The organism is Winogradskyella wichelsiae (genome assembly GCF_013403925.1).
Taxonomy (GTDB): Bacteria; Bacteroidota; Bacteroidia; order Flavobacteriales; family Flavobacteriaceae; genus Winogradskyella; species Winogradskyella wichelsiae.
Window position 1 is genome coordinate 273,980 of sequence record NZ_JABFDJ010000006.1, and the last position, 15,989, is coordinate 289,968.

Annotated in this window: 13 protein-coding genes and 2 tRNA genes; 4 read left to right on the forward strand and 11 right to left on the reverse strand. The window is 32.0% G+C overall.

Features of this window, described 5'->3' with window-relative positions:
* Positions 1–85: 85 nt before the first annotated feature.
* The 3 genes from gldJ (at position 86) to HM985_RS13710 (ending at position 3,989) form a co-directional block, all read left to right on the forward strand.
* Entirely contained in the window at positions 86–1,765 is a 1,680-nt protein-coding gene (gldJ, locus tag HM985_RS13700) for a gliding motility lipoprotein GldJ (protein WP_179376787.1), read from the forward strand.
* Between the two features lie 68 nt (positions 1,766–1,833).
* Positions 1,834–3,123, forward strand: a complete 1,290-nt coding sequence (locus HM985_RS13705) for a UDP-N-acetylmuramoyl-tripeptide--D-alanyl-D-alanine ligase (protein WP_179376788.1) — start codon at positions 1,834–1,836, stop codon at positions 3,121–3,123.
* Positions 3,124–3,254: 131 nt separating this feature from the next.
* The gene (locus tag HM985_RS13710) at positions 3,255–3,989 is read left to right on the forward strand and encodes a phosphatase PAP2 family protein (protein ID WP_179376789.1); all 735 of its coding nucleotides are present in this window, start codon (positions 3,255–3,257) and stop codon (positions 3,987–3,989) included.
* 66 nt (positions 3,990–4,055) lie between these two features.
* Here HM985_RS13710 and HM985_RS13715 read toward each other — a convergent pair whose 3' ends face one another.
* The 10 genes from HM985_RS13715 to HM985_RS13760 form a co-directional block, all read right to left on the reverse strand.
* A complete protein-coding gene (locus HM985_RS13715) occupies positions 4,056–4,454 on the reverse strand; it encodes a VOC family protein (RefSeq protein ID WP_179376790.1) in 399 nt (132 codons plus the stop codon).
* Positions 4,455–4,727: 273 nt separating this feature from the next.
* Positions 4,728–4,802 (reverse strand) — tRNA-Val (locus tag HM985_RS13720).
* Positions 4,803–4,851: 49 nt separating this feature from the next.
* Positions 4,852–4,926: transfer RNA gene (locus HM985_RS13725), tRNA-Val, on the reverse strand.
* Between the two features lie 62 nt (positions 4,927–4,988).
* On the reverse strand, positions 4,989–6,206 hold the full coding sequence (locus HM985_RS13730) for a bifunctional folylpolyglutamate synthase/dihydrofolate synthase (protein WP_179376791.1): 1,218 nt from the start codon (positions 6,204–6,206) through the stop codon (positions 4,989–4,991).
* A gap of 3 nt (positions 6,207–6,209) precedes the next feature.
* A complete protein-coding gene (locus HM985_RS13735) occupies positions 6,210–7,106 on the reverse strand; it encodes an energy transducer TonB (RefSeq protein ID WP_179376792.1) in 897 nt (298 codons plus the stop codon).
* Positions 7,107–7,175: 69 nt separating this feature from the next.
* Positions 7,176–7,568 carry an ExbD/TolR family protein gene (locus tag HM985_RS13740; protein ID WP_179376793.1) on the reverse strand — a complete coding sequence of 131 codons (393 nt, stop codon included), beginning with the start codon at positions 7,566–7,568 and terminating at the stop codon, positions 7,176–7,178.
* A gap of 3 nt (positions 7,569–7,571) precedes the next feature.
* Positions 7,572–8,267, reverse strand: a complete 696-nt coding sequence (locus HM985_RS13745) for a MotA/TolQ/ExbB proton channel family protein (protein ID WP_179376794.1) — start codon at positions 8,265–8,267, stop codon at positions 7,572–7,574.
* An 87-nt stretch (positions 8,268–8,354) separates the two neighbouring features.
* Positions 8,355–9,746: a sodium:proton antiporter NhaD gene (gene nhaD, locus HM985_RS13750; RefSeq protein WP_179376795.1), complete on the reverse strand. Its 1,392-nt coding sequence runs from the start codon at positions 9,744–9,746 to the stop codon at positions 8,355–8,357.
* 12 nt (positions 9,747–9,758) lie between these two features.
* On the reverse strand, positions 9,759–10,985 hold the full coding sequence (locus tag HM985_RS13755; RefSeq protein WP_179376811.1) for a Glu/Leu/Phe/Val dehydrogenase: 1,227 nt from the start codon (positions 10,983–10,985) through the stop codon (positions 9,759–9,761).
* A 66-nt stretch (positions 10,986–11,051) separates the two neighbouring features.
* Positions 11,052–12,119, reverse strand: coding sequence for an anhydro-N-acetylmuramic acid kinase (locus HM985_RS13760; protein ID WP_179376796.1), 1,068 nt, complete (start codon positions 12,117–12,119; stop codon positions 11,052–11,054).
* A gap of 92 nt (positions 12,120–12,211) precedes the next feature.
* On the opposite strand from HM985_RS13760, the gene HM985_RS13765 reads away from it, so the two are divergent.
* Complete coding sequence (locus tag HM985_RS13765; RefSeq protein ID WP_179376797.1) at positions 12,212–13,354, forward strand: acyl-CoA dehydrogenase; 1,143 nt, start codon at positions 12,212–12,214, stop codon at positions 13,352–13,354.
* 55 nt (positions 13,355–13,409) lie between these two features.
* Here HM985_RS13765 and HM985_RS13770 read toward each other — a convergent pair whose 3' ends face one another.
* Positions 13,410–15,842 (reverse strand): helix-turn-helix domain-containing protein, encoded by a 2,433-nt coding sequence (locus HM985_RS13770; protein WP_179376798.1) that lies wholly within the window; start codon positions 15,840–15,842, stop codon positions 13,410–13,412.
* Positions 15,843–15,989 lie beyond the last annotated feature (147 nt).

The window sequence follows — 15,989 nt, forward strand, 5'->3', positions numbered from 1 at the left end:
TTGCATTTAAACGAAAAAAAAAGTTGTCAGTTTACCTTTAATTGTTATATTGCGACTCTAAAATTAAACGAGCTTACTTAAACGTATGGATATGAAAAATGTCTCAACCCTAAAATTTTTATTAGCAATAACGCTTTGTGCTACAATTGTAAGTTGCAATCGTTCTTCTAATTCTGGCAACATAGATAGTGCCACAGGCTGGAAAATCAACGACAAAAACGGTGGTTTTCAGTACAACACACAATTCAAGGAACAAGAAACTCCTCCTGGAACTGCTTTTGTAGAAGGTGGAACCTTTACAATGGGAAAAGTACAAGATGATCCTATGCATGATTGGAACAACACTCCGACTCAACAGCATATTCAATCATTTTATATGGATGAAACAGAAGTTACCAATGTAAACTATTTGTTTTATTTAGATTATTTAAAAAATGTATACCCACCAGACGATCCAAATTATGCCTTAATATATAAAGGTGCACTTCCAGATACATTGGTTTGGAGAAATCGTTTAGGATACAACGAAATGATGACAGAAAACTATTTACGTCATCCTGGTTACGCTAATTATCCTGTTGTAGGTGTTAGCTGGATCCAAGCTGTAGAATACGCAAACTGGAGAACTGACCGTGTTGCAGAAATGTCTTTGCAAGATGCTGGTTATATTAAAAGAGATGCTCATGTTACAGATGTAAGTGCAGAAAGTACATTTAGTACAGATACTTATATTAATGCTCCATCTCAAACTTATGGTGGTAACACTGAAGTATTAGAAGGCGGACAGAGAAGACAACAAACAGATGCTGAAGGAAATCCTATTAACGTTTATGCTAATAGAGAATCTGGATTAATCCCTGTAAAATACAGACTTCCTACAGAAGCTGAATGGGAATACGCAGCATTAGGTATGAGTGAATTACGTAGCTATAATGTTTATAGAGGTCGTAAAAAATATCCTTGGGATGGTCAATATACAAGATCTGGAAAACGTGTAAATCGCGGAGATCAAATGGCTAATTTTAAGCAAGGAAAAGGTGATTATGGTGGAATAGCAGGTTGGTCTGATGATGGAGCTGATATTACTGCAGAAGTTAAAACATACGACCCTAACGATTACGGTTTATATGATATGGCTGGTAATGTTGCTGAATGGGTAGCTGATGTCTACAGACCTATAGTAGATGATGAATTTAATGACTTTAACTACTACAGAGGTAACGTATATACTAAAAACGCGATAAACGAAGATGGTACTGTTAAGATAGTAACTGTTGATGAAATTGTATATGACACATTAAGTAACGGTAAGGTTGTAGCGAGAGATTTACCAGGTGAAATAGCAAGAGTCCCTGTAGATGAAGAAGAAACTTATTTAAGAACTAACTTTAGCCAAAGTGATAACAGAAACTTTAGAGATGGAGACAAGCGTTCTTCTCGTTCTTATAGAGAAAGTTTTGATGAAACAGATGGAGAAAAAAGTCAGACAAGTAAGATGTATAACTCACCTAAGCATAGCGTTGAAGTAGATTCTACTGAAGGTAAAATGTTAAGAGGGTACGATCAATCTGATAGTAGAACTTCATTAATTAATGACGAAGCAAGAGTATTTAAAGGAGGTTCTTGGAGAGATAGAGCTTACTGGATCGACCCAGCTCAACGTCGTTATTTCCCACAAGATATGGCAACTGACTATATTGGTTTTAGATGTGCTGTTTCTAGAGTAGGATCTAAAAGTGAACAAGGCGGAAAGAGACGTAACTAGTAAACGTTTAATAAAATTTTAGAAAAGTCCTGATAATTATATCAGGACTTTTTTTTATTTTTAATCCAATGAAAATACAAGACCTATATAAAAAATTTAAAACTTGTTCCGTTATATCAACAGACACAAGAAAACTGGCAAAGGACTGTATGTACTTTGCTCTTAAAGGTGACAACTTTGATGGTCATAAATTTGTTCAAAATGCTTTCAATGGTGGAGCTAAATTTTGCGTTATAGATAACAGAGATTCACAAATAAACGATAATTGTATTCTTGTAAAAGACACGCTTAAGACCTTACAAGATTTAGCAACCTATCATAGACAGCAGATTAATATCCCAATTATTTCATTAACTGGAAGTAATGGAAAAACAACGACTAAAGAATTAATTAACGTTGTTTTAAAAACAACCTACAATGTACAGTCTACTCTAGGGAACTTAAATAATCATATAGGTGTACCATTAACCCTGCTAAGTTTTACCGAAGATTTAGATTTTGGTATCGTAGAAATGGGTGCTAATCACCTAAAAGAAATTGAATTTCTCTGTAAAATTGCTCAACCAAATTATGGTTTAATAACAAATTTTGGAAAAGCACACTTAGAGGGCTTTGGCAGTATTGACGGTGTTATTAAAGCAAAATCAGAATTATACGATTATATTAAATCTCACGATGGAACCGTTTTTATAAATTCTAACGACAATAAACAGAAACAACAAATTGGTCATTATTCTAATATCATAACATTTGGAGACAGCCCAACCAATGATTGCGTTGTTGCTTTTAAAAATGCTGATCCTTATGTTAACTTATCTTACAATGCTAGAGATATAAAAAGTCAACTCATTGGTGACTACAATTACGGAAATATAGCCGCAGCAGTTGCTATTGGAAAACACTTTAATGTAAAAACTGAAGCTATTAAAAAAGCTATTGAAAATTATCAGCCAGATAATAATCGATCTGAAATTATTAAAAAAGGAAACATAGAAATTATCCTTGATGCTTACAATGCAAATCCTACAAGTATGCTAGCAGCACTTAAAAATTTCAAACAATTAAATGCAGAAAATAAATATATATTTATTGGTGATATGTTCGAATTAGGAGAAGAAGCTAAGACTGAGCATCAAAACATAGTTCAATTTTTAGAATCCAATTTTCAAAATAATATATTTATAATTGGAGAGAATTTTTATAGCACTAAAGCGAAACCATTTATTCAAAAATTCGCAAATTTTAATAACTTAAAAGAAACTTTAGAATCGTTAGAAATAAATGATGCCTCAATATTGATAAAAGGATCTAGAGGAATGGCTTTAGAACGCATTTTAAATCACCTTAAACTAAATTAACAGCTGATTATCAATTATCAACAATGAATATAGGTTTATTGAACAACCTAATTTGGCAAAACATTAGATATTGCAATTAATACGCTGTATTTTTAGACTAGAATTCCGCTCTAAAAAGCTTTTGAAATCACATGCAAAATGAAATTAAAATAATAATCAATAAGGTAAGGCAGCTACTTTCTAGGGTATTTAAACACCAAAATGAACAATTGCCTTATATAGTAATCTCAATAGTCGCAATCTTAATTGTAATTGGTAGTGTTAATGTATTTATTGAATTAACACAAAATCTTAAGACCAATGCGTTAGCTGAATTTGATACCATAATTACAGATTATATATTAACCTATAGAGCCCCCTCACTTACACAATACTTTATTTATATAACAAATATTGGTGATGTTTTTGGTTACTTAATTGTATTTATACTTAGTAATTTAGCCTTTCTAATGATATTTAAGAACTGGAAATATGTAATTCAGCTTAGTGTTGTATTGGTTTTGGCTTTAAGTTCTAATTTAATTTTGAAAAGAATTATTAATAGATCTAGACCAGAATTAGAGCACCTCGTAACTGTAGAAACGTTAAGTTATCCAAGTGGACACGCAATGACAGCTATGGCTTTTTATGGTTTTCTTATTTATCTTTTTTATACGTTTAGGATTAATCCAATATTAAAAATAGGAATTATTATACTATTGACTTTTCTAATACTAAGCATTGGTATTAGCCGTATCTATCTTGGTGTGCACTTTCCATCAGATATTGTCGGTGGTTTTATTGCCGGTTTTATATGGGTTATTCTGTGCGCATTAATATTTAATTTTATTCGAGTCTTTAGGAAAGATCCTAGAACAAAATTCTAAGAATAAAAAAAAGCCTTTTGATAACATTATCAAAAGGCTTTTTCTAGTGTTTATATGACGTGTTTCTTATTCATTATGGTTAACCATCCATCCAATACCAAATTTATCAGTACAGCGTCCAAAATAACCCCATTCTCTTTCTCGGTAATTGTGATGTACTTGACCTCCTTTAGATAACGCTTCAAAAAGCTCTTGACCCTCTTCTTTACTATCAGTCTCAATACTCATATGCATTTGACTACCACTATTAAGAGGTGTATCTGGAGCAGCATCATACGCCATAAAATACACGTTTTTCCCTTTTAGCTCGGCATGTTGTAATTTACTTCTATAAGAAGCAGGTACATCTATTTTCTTGTCCTCATAACTTTGACGGTTTATAATATCTGCATTAAATAATTCGCTGTAAAACTTGAGTGCTTCTTGACAGTTTCCGCTGAAGGATAAATATGCTTGTACTTTCATGTTTTATAAATTTTTAGTTCAACTTATTGTGAACCCCAATTTATTTTATTCTATTCTAAACGTTTAACTATATTCATATTATTACTTGCTCTATTACCTACTACGATATATTCTAAGATTTAAATAAGTTGAATTATTAAAAGAAATAAGGAAGATTAAGTAATGGTATGTAGTAATTGACCTTATAAAATAATTTTTCAAATTTTAGAAAAATTGAAGAAATACACTAAAATATAAGCACAAAAAAAAAGTCCACATCTCTGTGAACTTTTGTGGGCGACAAGGGATTCGAACCCCTGACCCCTTGGGTGTAAACCAAGTGCTCTGAACCAACTGAGCTAGTCGCCCTAATAAATCAATATCTGTATAAAAAAAGCTCACATTACTGTGAACTTTGTGGGCGACAAGGGATTCGAACCCCTGACCCCTTGGGTGTAAACCAAGTGCTCTGAACCAACTGAGCTAGTCGCCCTATTTATTAGGACTGCAAAGATACTCTAGTTTTCAACATTACAAAACATTTTCGTGAAAAAATTAAATTATTTCTGCTACAACAAAAGTACTTCCTCCAACATAAATTAAATCCGTTACTTTAGCATTTGATTTTGCGGCACTTAACGCAGATCCCACACTATTATAAGCTTTTCCTATTAAACCGCTTTTTTTAAAAGTTTTTTTTAAAATCTCAGCATCGAGTCCTCTTTGCACATTCGGTTTGCAGAAATAATAGGTTGCATCTGCAGGAAGCAACGGAATTATACGTTCTAAATCTTTATCATTAACAACTCCAAACACTATATGTAGTAGGTCGAAAGTTTCTTTTTGTAGCTGATCCATAACGTAGGTCAATCCTTCTTTGTTATGAGCGGTATCACAAACAACTTTAGGCTTATCACCTATTTGTTGCCATCGTCCTTGTAAACCTGTATTGCCACTAACATTTAAAAACCCCTTTTGAATCGCTTCATCTGAAATAGAATAACCTAACTCTTTTAGAATAATTAAAGATTGTAAAACTGTTTTCTTATTATGAACTTGATATGATCCTTTTAAATCACTTTCTAAAATTTCATGAATGAGTTGATCTGCAAAATAAATATTAGATTTTGTTGACTTCGCTTTCAACTTAAAGACTTCTTCTGTTTCGGGCTGTGTTTCACCAATAACTACTGGAATGTTCTTTTTAATAATTCCTGCTTTCTCTCCCGCTATTAATTGAAGCGTATCCCCTAACATTTGGGTATGATCGTAACCTATATTGGTAATAACTGATAATTCTGGTGTTATAATATTTGTAGAATCTAGTCGACCACCTAAACCTACTTCAATAATAGCAATATCAACATCCTGCTTTGCAAAATAACTAAAAGCCATCCCAACAGTCATTTCAAAAAATGACAATTGATTCGTTTCAAAAAATTTAAGATTATCTTCAACAAAATGAATAACAAAATCTTCACTAATGACATCTCCATTGATACGAATACGCTCTCTAAAATCTTTTAAATGAGGTGAAGTATATAAACCGACTTTGTAACCTGCTTCTTGTAAAACAGAAGCTAGTATATGGCTGGTTGACCCTTTTCCGTTTGTACCAGCAACGTGTATCGATTTAAAATCATCTTCCGGATGATTTAGATGTGCTGCTAAATTAAGGGTATTAGTAATATCGGTTTTAAAGGCAGATTTGCCTTTATTCTGATACATTGGAAGCTGTTGAAACATCCAATTTACAGTATCTTGATAATTCATGAGTTATTGACCTACATCAAAATTAATACTTACAAAACCAACTTGAGTTGCTGGTGCATCGTTATCTACTGGCCATTTGTGAGACATTGCAATTTTTTTTGCTGGTTCTAATAAACAAGGATGTGTATTTGTTGTTCCTCTAATTCCGGGTTCAGCTTTTACAACTTTACCTTGTCTATTTACCTCTATTCTAACAACTACGAGACCATATTCATTACAATTTTGTTCGAAAATCTGTCGAGATGGTTTTCCACGACCTCCTAAACCGTAACCAATGCCACCTTTCCCTGGTCCAGATCCACCAAAATAACTAGTTGCATATGGATCACCGTCTAATTGTCCTTTATTACCACCTTTACTATCTGGTCCTTCTCCTCCATCAGTATTTCCAGCTGCATTTTTAACACCACCAATAAGGTTATCTAGTTTCCTTTTCTTTTCAGCTTCTTCTGCTCTTTTCTTCTCCTCAGCTTCACGTTTTTCACGCTCTACTTTTTCTGCTGCAGCTTTTGCCTCTGCCTTTGCTTTCGCCTCTGCTGCCTTGGCTTTTGCTTCTGCTTCTTTTTGCTTTTTAATAGCAATAGCTTCAGCATTATCTTCGGTCATTACTTCTTCGGCTTTAGTGCTCGCCTCTGTAGGTGTAACTTGTGTTTCTTCTGGTATCGATTCTTGCGTAGCGCTTTCTTCTACAATCTTTTCTTCAATAGCCTTTTTAGGCTCACTTAATGGTTTATTACCACTACCAAAATCTGTTGTACCAAAATTAACGGCCACACCATATTCTTCTGGTGGATCCATATATTGAGGACCAACAACAAATAAAAGTAACAGCAAAATCAAAATAATAAGTGTGGTTATTTTGGCTGAATTACGTTGATGAGTGGTCTCTAAATATTTCACTTTTATATTTCTAAATTTATTAGATGATTAAAATCTTACTTGTTAATTATAATTTTAATAAAGTTAGTACTAATTAGGTTGCACTGCTAAAATAACTTTAAACTTATTTCGATTGGCTATGTCCATTACCTTAACAACATGTTCTACAGGTACAGATTTTTCAGCCCTTAATACAATAGTAGGAGCTTCTTGATTAGCCATAATGGATATTAATTGTGTTTCTAAAACACTTTCTCCAACACGTTCTTGATCGATATAAAAGGTCAAATCTTTTTTGATACTCACTGCCGTTGATTTTTTATTTTCCGTTTTGCCACTTGCTTTAGGTAAAACGATATCAATTGCATTTGTAGATACCAAAGTTGACGCTATCATAAAAAATATTAATAACAAGAACACAATATCGGTCATAGATGCCATATTGAATTCTGGTGTTACTTTATTTCGTCCTTTAATATTCATAAATTAGATAGGTTCATTTAAGTGATCTAAAAACTCTACAGAATTAGCTTCCATTTGGTACACTACCTTATTTGTTTTTCCTACAATATGATTATAAGTAACATAAGCTATAATACCAACAATAAGACCAGCAACGGTTGTAGTCATCGCTGTATATAAACCGCTTGCTAAAACATCCATCTGAATTGTACCTCCTGCATTTGCTAATTCAAAGATTGAAATAATCATACCAACAACGGTACCTAAGAAACCAATCATTGGTGCGACTCCAGAAATGGTTGCTAAGACACTTACGTTTTTCTCTAAACTGTAAATTTCTAAACGCCCTGCATTTTCAATCGCTGAATTTATATCTTCTAAAGGCTTCCCTATTCTTGTAATTCCTTTGGCGATTAACCTAGACACAGGTGAGTTTTGCTGTGCACATAACATTTGTGCAGAATCTATCTTACCATTACTTACATGATCTTTTATTTGATTCATAAAATTAGAATCAACTTGAGATGCCGCTTTTATAGCAAATATTCTTTCAAAATAAATATAAACAGCGACTATTAAGAGTATAAATAGAATCAGAATAATTACGACTCCAGATGTTCCTCCACTTGATATTAATTCAATTATTGATAAAGTCTTTTCTACTGACTCTCCGTCAGCTAAAACATCTACTTCATCTTGAATGGCACTTAGTAAAATCATACTAATAAATTTAAGTTTTAAATTCTTGTTTTTATAACGTTAAGTTTTACACTTAAGTATATTTCTATTTTCAATTTTATAATGAAATTAAAAAATTGATCTTGTTACCATAAATGCAGCTGCACCAGCTAAAAAACCAACTAATGCTAACCATGATATTTTTTTAAAATACCAAAAGAAATCAATTTTCTCCATTCCCATTGCAACAACACCTGCAGCAGAACCAATAATTAACATGCTACCACCTGTACCAGCTGAATAGGCAATGAAATGCCATAATTCATTATCTAAGGGTTCTGAAAACATTCCTAAACTTGCTGCTACCAAAGGTACATTATCTATTACTGCAGAACCAGCTCCTAGTAATAAAACTACTAAATCAGATACACCTTCATGATGAAACTCTGTTCCCAACATTGGCATAGTATCTTGCAACGAATTAGCAAAACCAAATAATATACCTAATGATTCTAAAGCCGCTACTGCCATTAAAATTCCTAAGAAAAATAAAATACTTGGCAATTCAATTTTTGATAATGAATAATGAACAGGACTGTGACTAGAACCTGCAGCATGTTCATCAGATATCACTTCAGAAATAGCAAATTTAGAATTGCTATATACTTCTGCAAAAATAGCAACTACACCTAATGAAAGCATCATACCAACATAAGGAGGTAAATGTGTAATAACTTTAAATATTGGCACAAAAACTATAGCACCAAGACCTAAGAATAACATCCTAGAACTAAATTTATTCTTTACTTTATTATCTGATTCTTGAAGTTCTAAAGTTCCTTTAAACGGCTTTAACATTGACGCAATAAACGTCGGAACAACCATACAAAGCAGTGATGGTATAAATAAATACGCAAATAATTTCCCTGAAGAAACTTTATTACCAATCCATAACATTGTAGTTGTTACATCACCAATTGGAGACCACGCACCACCTGCATTTGCTGCAATTATAATTAAACCTGCATACCAAATTCTTACATCTCTATCTTTAACAATTTTCTGAAGAATCGATATTAAAACGATTGTAGCTGTTAAGTTATCTATAATAGCAGAAAGCAAAAATGCCAAAATTGAAAACATCCAAAGTAGCTTCTTTCTACTATTAAACTTTACTGCATTTTTTATGGTAGAGAATCCATCAAAATAATCGATTATTTCTACGATAGTCATCGCACCTAATAAAAAGACTAAGATCTCTGCAGTTTTACCCAAATGATGTAGTAATGTTTCTTCCATTAAATGAAGTTTTTCTTCATGCCCAAGCATTCCAAAATTTTCCATTAAAACATGTTTACCTGAATCAAACCACTGTGTAAAACTATCAATACCCAACGAAATTAATGCCCAACTTATAGCCATCATCACTAAAGCTGGAATTAATTTATCGATTTTTATGTTATGCTCTAAAGTAATCGCTAAGTAACCAAAAACGAATACTAGAATTATAACTGTTTCCATAAAATTAAAAAATTATATTAATTGTCTTAGAGCAATTTCGAAAGCAGTTTCGCTTATGCCTGTTTTTGTTGGGTTAACCTTATTTACTTCTATTAAAGCTTTTCTTATGATAGTTGAAGTATCATTAAAAATATCTTCATCTGTCATTTGTACTTTACGCTCCATGAAATAAGCAAAAACTCTTGCCATACCACAATTTGAAATAAAGTCTGGTATAAGACTAATTTTTTGATCTGTATGCTCCATAATAGAGCCAAAGAAAATTTCTTTATCTGCAAAAGGAACATTTGCACCACAAGTTATAACTTCTAAACCTGAAGAAATCATTTGATCAATTTGATCTTGGGTTACTAATCGAGATGCGGCACATGGTGCAAAAACTTCTGCATTAACAGACCATATTGCTTTATTAATTTCTTCGAAAGGAATAATATTATCAGTTACTAACGTATTCCCATTTTTTGCAAGGTATAAGTCTGTAATTTCTTTATAAGAGAATCCTAATTCATTTAATAAACCACCATCTCTATCAATAATACCAACAACTTTTGCGCCCATTTGAGCAAAATAAAATGCTGCTGCTGCACCTACGTTTCCAAAACCTTGAACAACGACACGTTTTCCTTTTATAGAATCATCATGAATATCATAAAAATGTTGAGCAGCTGTCGCAACACCATAGCCAGTAATCATATCTGCTATAGTATATTTCTCACTTACGCTTGGTGAATATTTTGAATTTTCAATAACCTTAATAACACCATGTCTTAATTGACCGATTCTATTAATTTTATCTGCTATAGTGGGCTTAAAATGGCCTTCAAAAACACCTTCTTGAGGATGCCAAACACCACTTTGTTCAGTAATTGGGATTACTTCGTGAATTTCATCTACATTTAAATCACCACCTGTACCATAATAACTTTTTAATAATGGAGAAACGGCAGCATACCAACGCTCTAAAACACCTGTTTTTCTTGGATCTTGTGGATCAAAGTTAATTCCAGATTTTGCACCACCTATCGCCGGACCAGAAACTGTAAATTTCACCTCCATCGTTTTAGCTAATGATAGCACTTCATTTTGGTCTAAACCTTTACGCATACGTGTTCCACCACCTGCTGCTCCTCCTCGTAATGAGTTAATAACAGTCCAACCTTCTGCTTCTGTTTCTGGGTCGTTCCAATGAAATACGATTTCGGGAGACTTATTCTCGTATTTTTGAAGTAATTCTTTTATCAATTTTAATCCGTTTATTATAGGGTAACAAATATAAAAAACAATCGGAGCAATTGTTAAATAAGTTTAATTTTTAGGAATTAATATTTTTCCAGATGAATGGTCATGACTAGCGCCTGTAACACTCTTTAAACAATTGACTTCATCTCTTTCTTTCAACACACCGAGCAATCCAAAAATTAAAGCTTCCTTAAATTCTACAATTTCATTATTTGGAATTAAAACTTTATTAGTTAGGTAATAGTTGATTCGATTTAATAAATAATCATTATAAACTCCACCACCTGTTACTAAAATTTTAGTTGCATCTTTTATGATAACATTAGAAATCTGAAACCCTATATGTTCTATATAAGTACATAAAATATCTTCAAGCTTAAGTTGATAAGAATCAATTAATGGAAAAATAGTCAACTCTACCCATTCTAAACCTAAGGATTTAGGCGGTGCTTCATTATAAAACTTAAGTGCATTGAGCTCATTTAATAAATCGTGATTTATTTGTCCTGTTGACGCTAATTTACCTCGATCATCAAACTCTAATCCTATTTTAGATACATAATAATTTAAAACAATGTTTAGAGGACAAATATCAAATGCAATACGTTCATTATTAAGTTCAGATGAAATATTAGCAAAACCTCCTAAATTAATGCAATAATCATAATCGTTAAATAATAGACGATCTCCAATAGGAACTAATGGTGCACCTTGACCTCTATATTCAACATCCTGAACTCTGAAATCACAGATTACTTTTTTATTCAAAATATCTGCTAAAATTTGTTGATTACCAATTTGATAAGTCATACTATTTTCAGGTTGGTGTAAAGCTGTGTGACCATGAGAAGCAATAAAATCAATCAATTCAATGTTATACTTATTTATAAATTCTAAAATTACAAAACCTAGAAACTCAGAATAGCTAGCATCAATATCTTGTAATTGTTCTAGTTTTTGATTTACCAAATTACTCAAAGTAGTTTTCCAATTCTTAGGATATTTAACAGTTTCAGCAAAATCAATTTTAAAACTCCATTTTTTATCTATGTCATAACTGGCATATATAATGTCAATACCATCTAAGGAAGTTCCAGACATCACAGCAATAATATTATAAGCAGATTTTATCATATATGTAAAAATAGTATTACTTATTGAAAATACCACAATAAAAATTTATCTTTACATTAAATTTTTAAGAAAACAACAACAAAATATAGAATATGAATTTTAGTCTAACAGAAGAACACTTAATGATTCGTGATGCCGCACGAGATTTCGCTCAAACTGAATTATTACCTGGTGTTATAGAACGCGATAATACACAAACATTTCCTGACAGTTTAGTGCGTAAAATGGGCGAACTAGGTTTTTTAGGTGTTATGGTAGATCCTAAATATGGAGGAAGTGGCATGGATGCTATTTCTTACGCCATAATTATGGAAGAGTTATCTAAAATAGATGCTTCGGCATCTGTAATCGTATCGGTAAATAATTCACTAGTCTGTTATGGTCTTGAAGCTTATGGAAATGAAGAACAAAAACAAAAATATTTAACAAAATTAGCCTCAGGACAATCTGTGGGTGCTTTTTGTTTAAGTGAACCTGAAGCAGGGAGTGATGCTACATCGCAACGTACTACTGCTATAGATAAAGGTGATCATTACTTAATTAACGGTACCAAAAACTGGATTACAAGTGGTGGACGTGCGGATGTATATATCGTAATTGCACAAACTGATAAGCATAAAGGATCTCACGGTATCAACGCATTTATTCTTGAAAAAGGGATGCCAGGCTTTGATATTGGACCTAAAGAAGATAAGCTTGGTATTAGAGGTAGTGATACACATACATTGCAGTTTAATGACGTAAAAGTGCCTAAAGAAAATAGAATTGGTGCCAATGGTTCTGGATTTAGATTTGCAATGAAAACACTCTCTGGAGGACGTATTGGTATTGCAGCTCAGGCTTTAGGTATTGCAGCTGGAGCTTACGAATTAGCATTAAAATACTCTAAAGAGCGTAAAGCTTTTGGAACTGAAATTTGTAATCATCAAGCCATTGCTTTTAAGCTAGCTGATATGCATACTGAAATTGAAGCGGCAAGAATGTTAGTTATGAGAGCAGCTTGGGATAAAGATCAAGGTTATAACTATGATATGAGTAGTGCAATGGCTAAACTTTATGCTAGTAAAGTCGCTATGGAACATACTGTTGAAGCTGTACAAATACATGGTGGAAATGGATTTGTAAAAGAATACCACGTAGAGCGCTTAATGCGTGATGCAAAGATTACTCAGATTTATGAAGGTACATCTGAAATTCAAAAAATTGTAATTTCTAGAGGCATAATAAAAGAATAAAGTAAATATTAACAACAGAAAAAAGGCTTCAAAATTGTATTTTGAAGCCTTTTTTTTAACCTAAATCATCCAAAACTAAACGAATTTCAGCATATGAATACTTATCGTCAAGTTGACTCTTTAAATCTGAAAGATTATCGAATTTTTTAGTAGGAATAACTTTCTTTAATTCTTGATAATTTTTTTTTGACATTAATTCAGTTATCAAGACTTCCCCAGAAGAAATAAAACTAGCCAAATGTCCAAAAATGGTATTCGAATTAAGTTCACGTTCTAAACCAATTTGATCAATCGATTTTCCTGCTCTAAATAAATCTAAGGAGATTTTCTTAGTATCACCTTTTTTTGTTTTTGGTTGTAACTTCTCAATAACAGAAATATCCCTTGATACTTCTATATCGTTTTCATCACAATAACTGGTGATCACTTTTAATATTTCAGTCCCATATTTTGCAACACGTGTCTTACCCATACCATGCACTTCATTTAATTCCTTAACAGAAGTTGGTAAGGTCTCACACATAGCATAAAGTGATTTTTGAGTAAAAACCTGAAAGTGTACTAAATCTTCACGATTAGCTATCTGATTTCTTAACTCTCTCAATAATTCAAATAGTTCAACATTTGTCGTTCCATCAATTACAGCAGCACGTTGTACTTTTGGTTTTTCTTTTGCTAAGAAAACAGATTTTGCCCTTAAACTCAAAAATTCCTGGGTAACAAACCCATTTTTTAATCCTTCAAAAAGTAAGAGTTTAATTGCTAATAATTCATCTAATGTTATAAGCTGTTTCTTAATATCTTTTTCTATTGCTTTGTTATCTGTAGAAAAATTAAATTCCTTCAAACTTTTATCAATAGTTGTAGTTGTCTGTTTTTTAAAATAATCTAAAGCTTTTTTAAACCGATCTTGTACCAAATCACTATTTTCTGGTGTTTCACCCCCTGTATCTAGCTGGCTCAATTGCGATTTAAAAGAGTTCGCTATTTTAAGTAAACTAGTGGCATTATCCTTAATGGAAATTAATGGAGCCTCTACTATCCCTTCGATACTTCCTCTATTTTTATAAAAAATATCTAATATTCTATTAGCAGGATATAAGAAATTATAGAAATCAAACATTTCAGCAATCAATCCTAACTGAAACTGTCGTTTAGATTCGAGTAACACAACATCATCAGGTTGATTAACTTCAGCATTTTTATTAAACGTAATCACGTTATAGTCACTAATAATTTGATTAGATTCTATTTTACTCTTTAAAACTAGCCCTTCTAATGATTTACAGCGACTTAAAGCAACGTAAGTCTGTCCATGTGCAAAAGCACCTTGTGCATCTATTATAGCTTTTTCAAAGGTTAAACCTTGACTTTTATGGATTGTAATTGACCAAGCTAAACGCAATGGCATTTGTGTAAAACTTCCTACTTTATCTTCAGTTATAGCTTTAGTTACTGGATTAACCGTATATTTAATATTCTCCCAAGTCTCTAATTTGGTATTAATATTAAAATCATCTTCAGGACAATGAACAACAACTTCATCCTTATCTAATAAAATAACTCTTCCTATTTTTCCATTAAAATAACGTTTTTCAGGCGAACTATCATTTTTAACGAACATCACTTGAGCTCCTACTTTTAATTCTAATCGGTCATTATTAGGATAAGAGTGTTCAGGAAAATTACCTTCAACTACAGCCTTATAACTTTTACTCGTACCTTTTAATTCTTCAAGTTTTTCTATATTAACTTGACGTGCTTTATTATTGTGTGTTGTAAGTGAAATATAACCATCTTCATCATCTGGTTTAAAGTCTGGAATAAAACGTTTATTTAATTCTTCAGCAGATTCAGGCGTTAAATTATTATTTCTAATCTCATTTAATATTTCAATAAAAACAGGATTATCTTGTCTATAAATATGTTTTAGTTCAATTGCAATTGGGTCCGAACTCTTATAAGCTATGCTACTAAAGAAAAAAGCATTACTATAAAACGGTTTTAATAATTGCCATTCATTATCTTTTATTACAGGAGATAACTGTTGTAAATCACCAATCATTAATAATTGAACACCTCCGAATACTTTATTTCGATCTTTATAGCGTCTTAAAGTTTTATCTATTCCATCCAACAAATCAGCCCTAACCATACTAATTTCATCGATAACTAATAAATCTAGCGATTTAATAATGTCAATCTTTGTTTTATTAAATTTTCTTTTAAAACTTGTTGAATTGTTTAAATCTTCATTTGGTAGAATAGGACCAAAAGGCATCTGAAAAAAAGAATGAATAGTTACACCTTTCGCATTTATAGCAGCTACACCAGTCGGTGCTACAATAACCATTCGCTTTTGTCCTTCATTCTTTAATTTGTGTAAAAATGTAGTTTTACCTGTACCTGCTTTACCTGTTAAGAATATATTTCTATTGGTATTGTTGACAAAATTCCAAGCTAATTCTAATTCTATATTTACAGACATATTCTATTATAAACTAAGGATTGAAGATAGTAAAAACTTTTATTAGTAGCTAAAATTAAAAAATCAGAACTAAAAAAGGATATAAAAGCAAAAAACCCTTACTAGTTATCTAGTAAGGGTTCTTAAAAAGGCGGCGACCTACTCTTC

What these genes read in the sequence shown, in the direction of transcription:
- HM985_RS13770 (WP_179376798.1), bottom strand. Translation starts at nt 15,842, where the DNA reads ATGTCTGTAAATATAGAATTAGAATTAGCTTGGAATTTTGTCAACAAT.
- gldJ (WP_179376787.1), top strand. Translation starts at nt 86, where the DNA reads ATGGATATGAAAAATGTCTCAACCCTAAAATTTTTATTAGCAATAACG.
- HM985_RS13760 (WP_179376796.1), bottom strand. Translation starts at nt 12,119, where the DNA reads ATGATAAAATCTGCTTATAATATTATTGCTGTGATGTCTGGAACTTCC.
- HM985_RS13710 (WP_179376789.1), top strand. Translation starts at nt 3,255, where the DNA reads ATGCAAAATGAAATTAAAATAATAATCAATAAGGTAAGGCAGCTACTT.
- HM985_RS13740 (WP_179376793.1), bottom strand. Translation starts at nt 7,568, where the DNA reads ATGAATATTAAAGGACGAAATAAAGTAACACCAGAATTCAATATGGCA.
- HM985_RS13765 (WP_179376797.1), top strand. Translation starts at nt 12,212, where the DNA reads ATGAATTTTAGTCTAACAGAAGAACACTTAATGATTCGTGATGCCGCA.
- HM985_RS13745 (WP_179376794.1), bottom strand. Translation starts at nt 8,267, where the DNA reads ATGATTTTACTAAGTGCCATTCAAGATGAAGTAGATGTTTTAGCTGAC.
- nhaD (WP_179376795.1), bottom strand. Translation starts at nt 9,746, where the DNA reads ATGGAAACAGTTATAATTCTAGTATTCGTTTTTGGTTACTTAGCGATT.
- HM985_RS13730 (WP_179376791.1), bottom strand. Translation starts at nt 6,206, where the DNA reads ATGAATTATCAAGATACTGTAAATTGGATGTTTCAACAGCTTCCAATG.
- HM985_RS13715 (WP_179376790.1), bottom strand. Translation starts at nt 4,454, where the DNA reads ATGAAAGTACAAGCATATTTATCCTTCAGCGGAAACTGTCAAGAAGCA.
- HM985_RS13705 (WP_179376788.1), top strand. Translation starts at nt 1,834, where the DNA reads ATGAAAATACAAGACCTATATAAAAAATTTAAAACTTGTTCCGTTATA.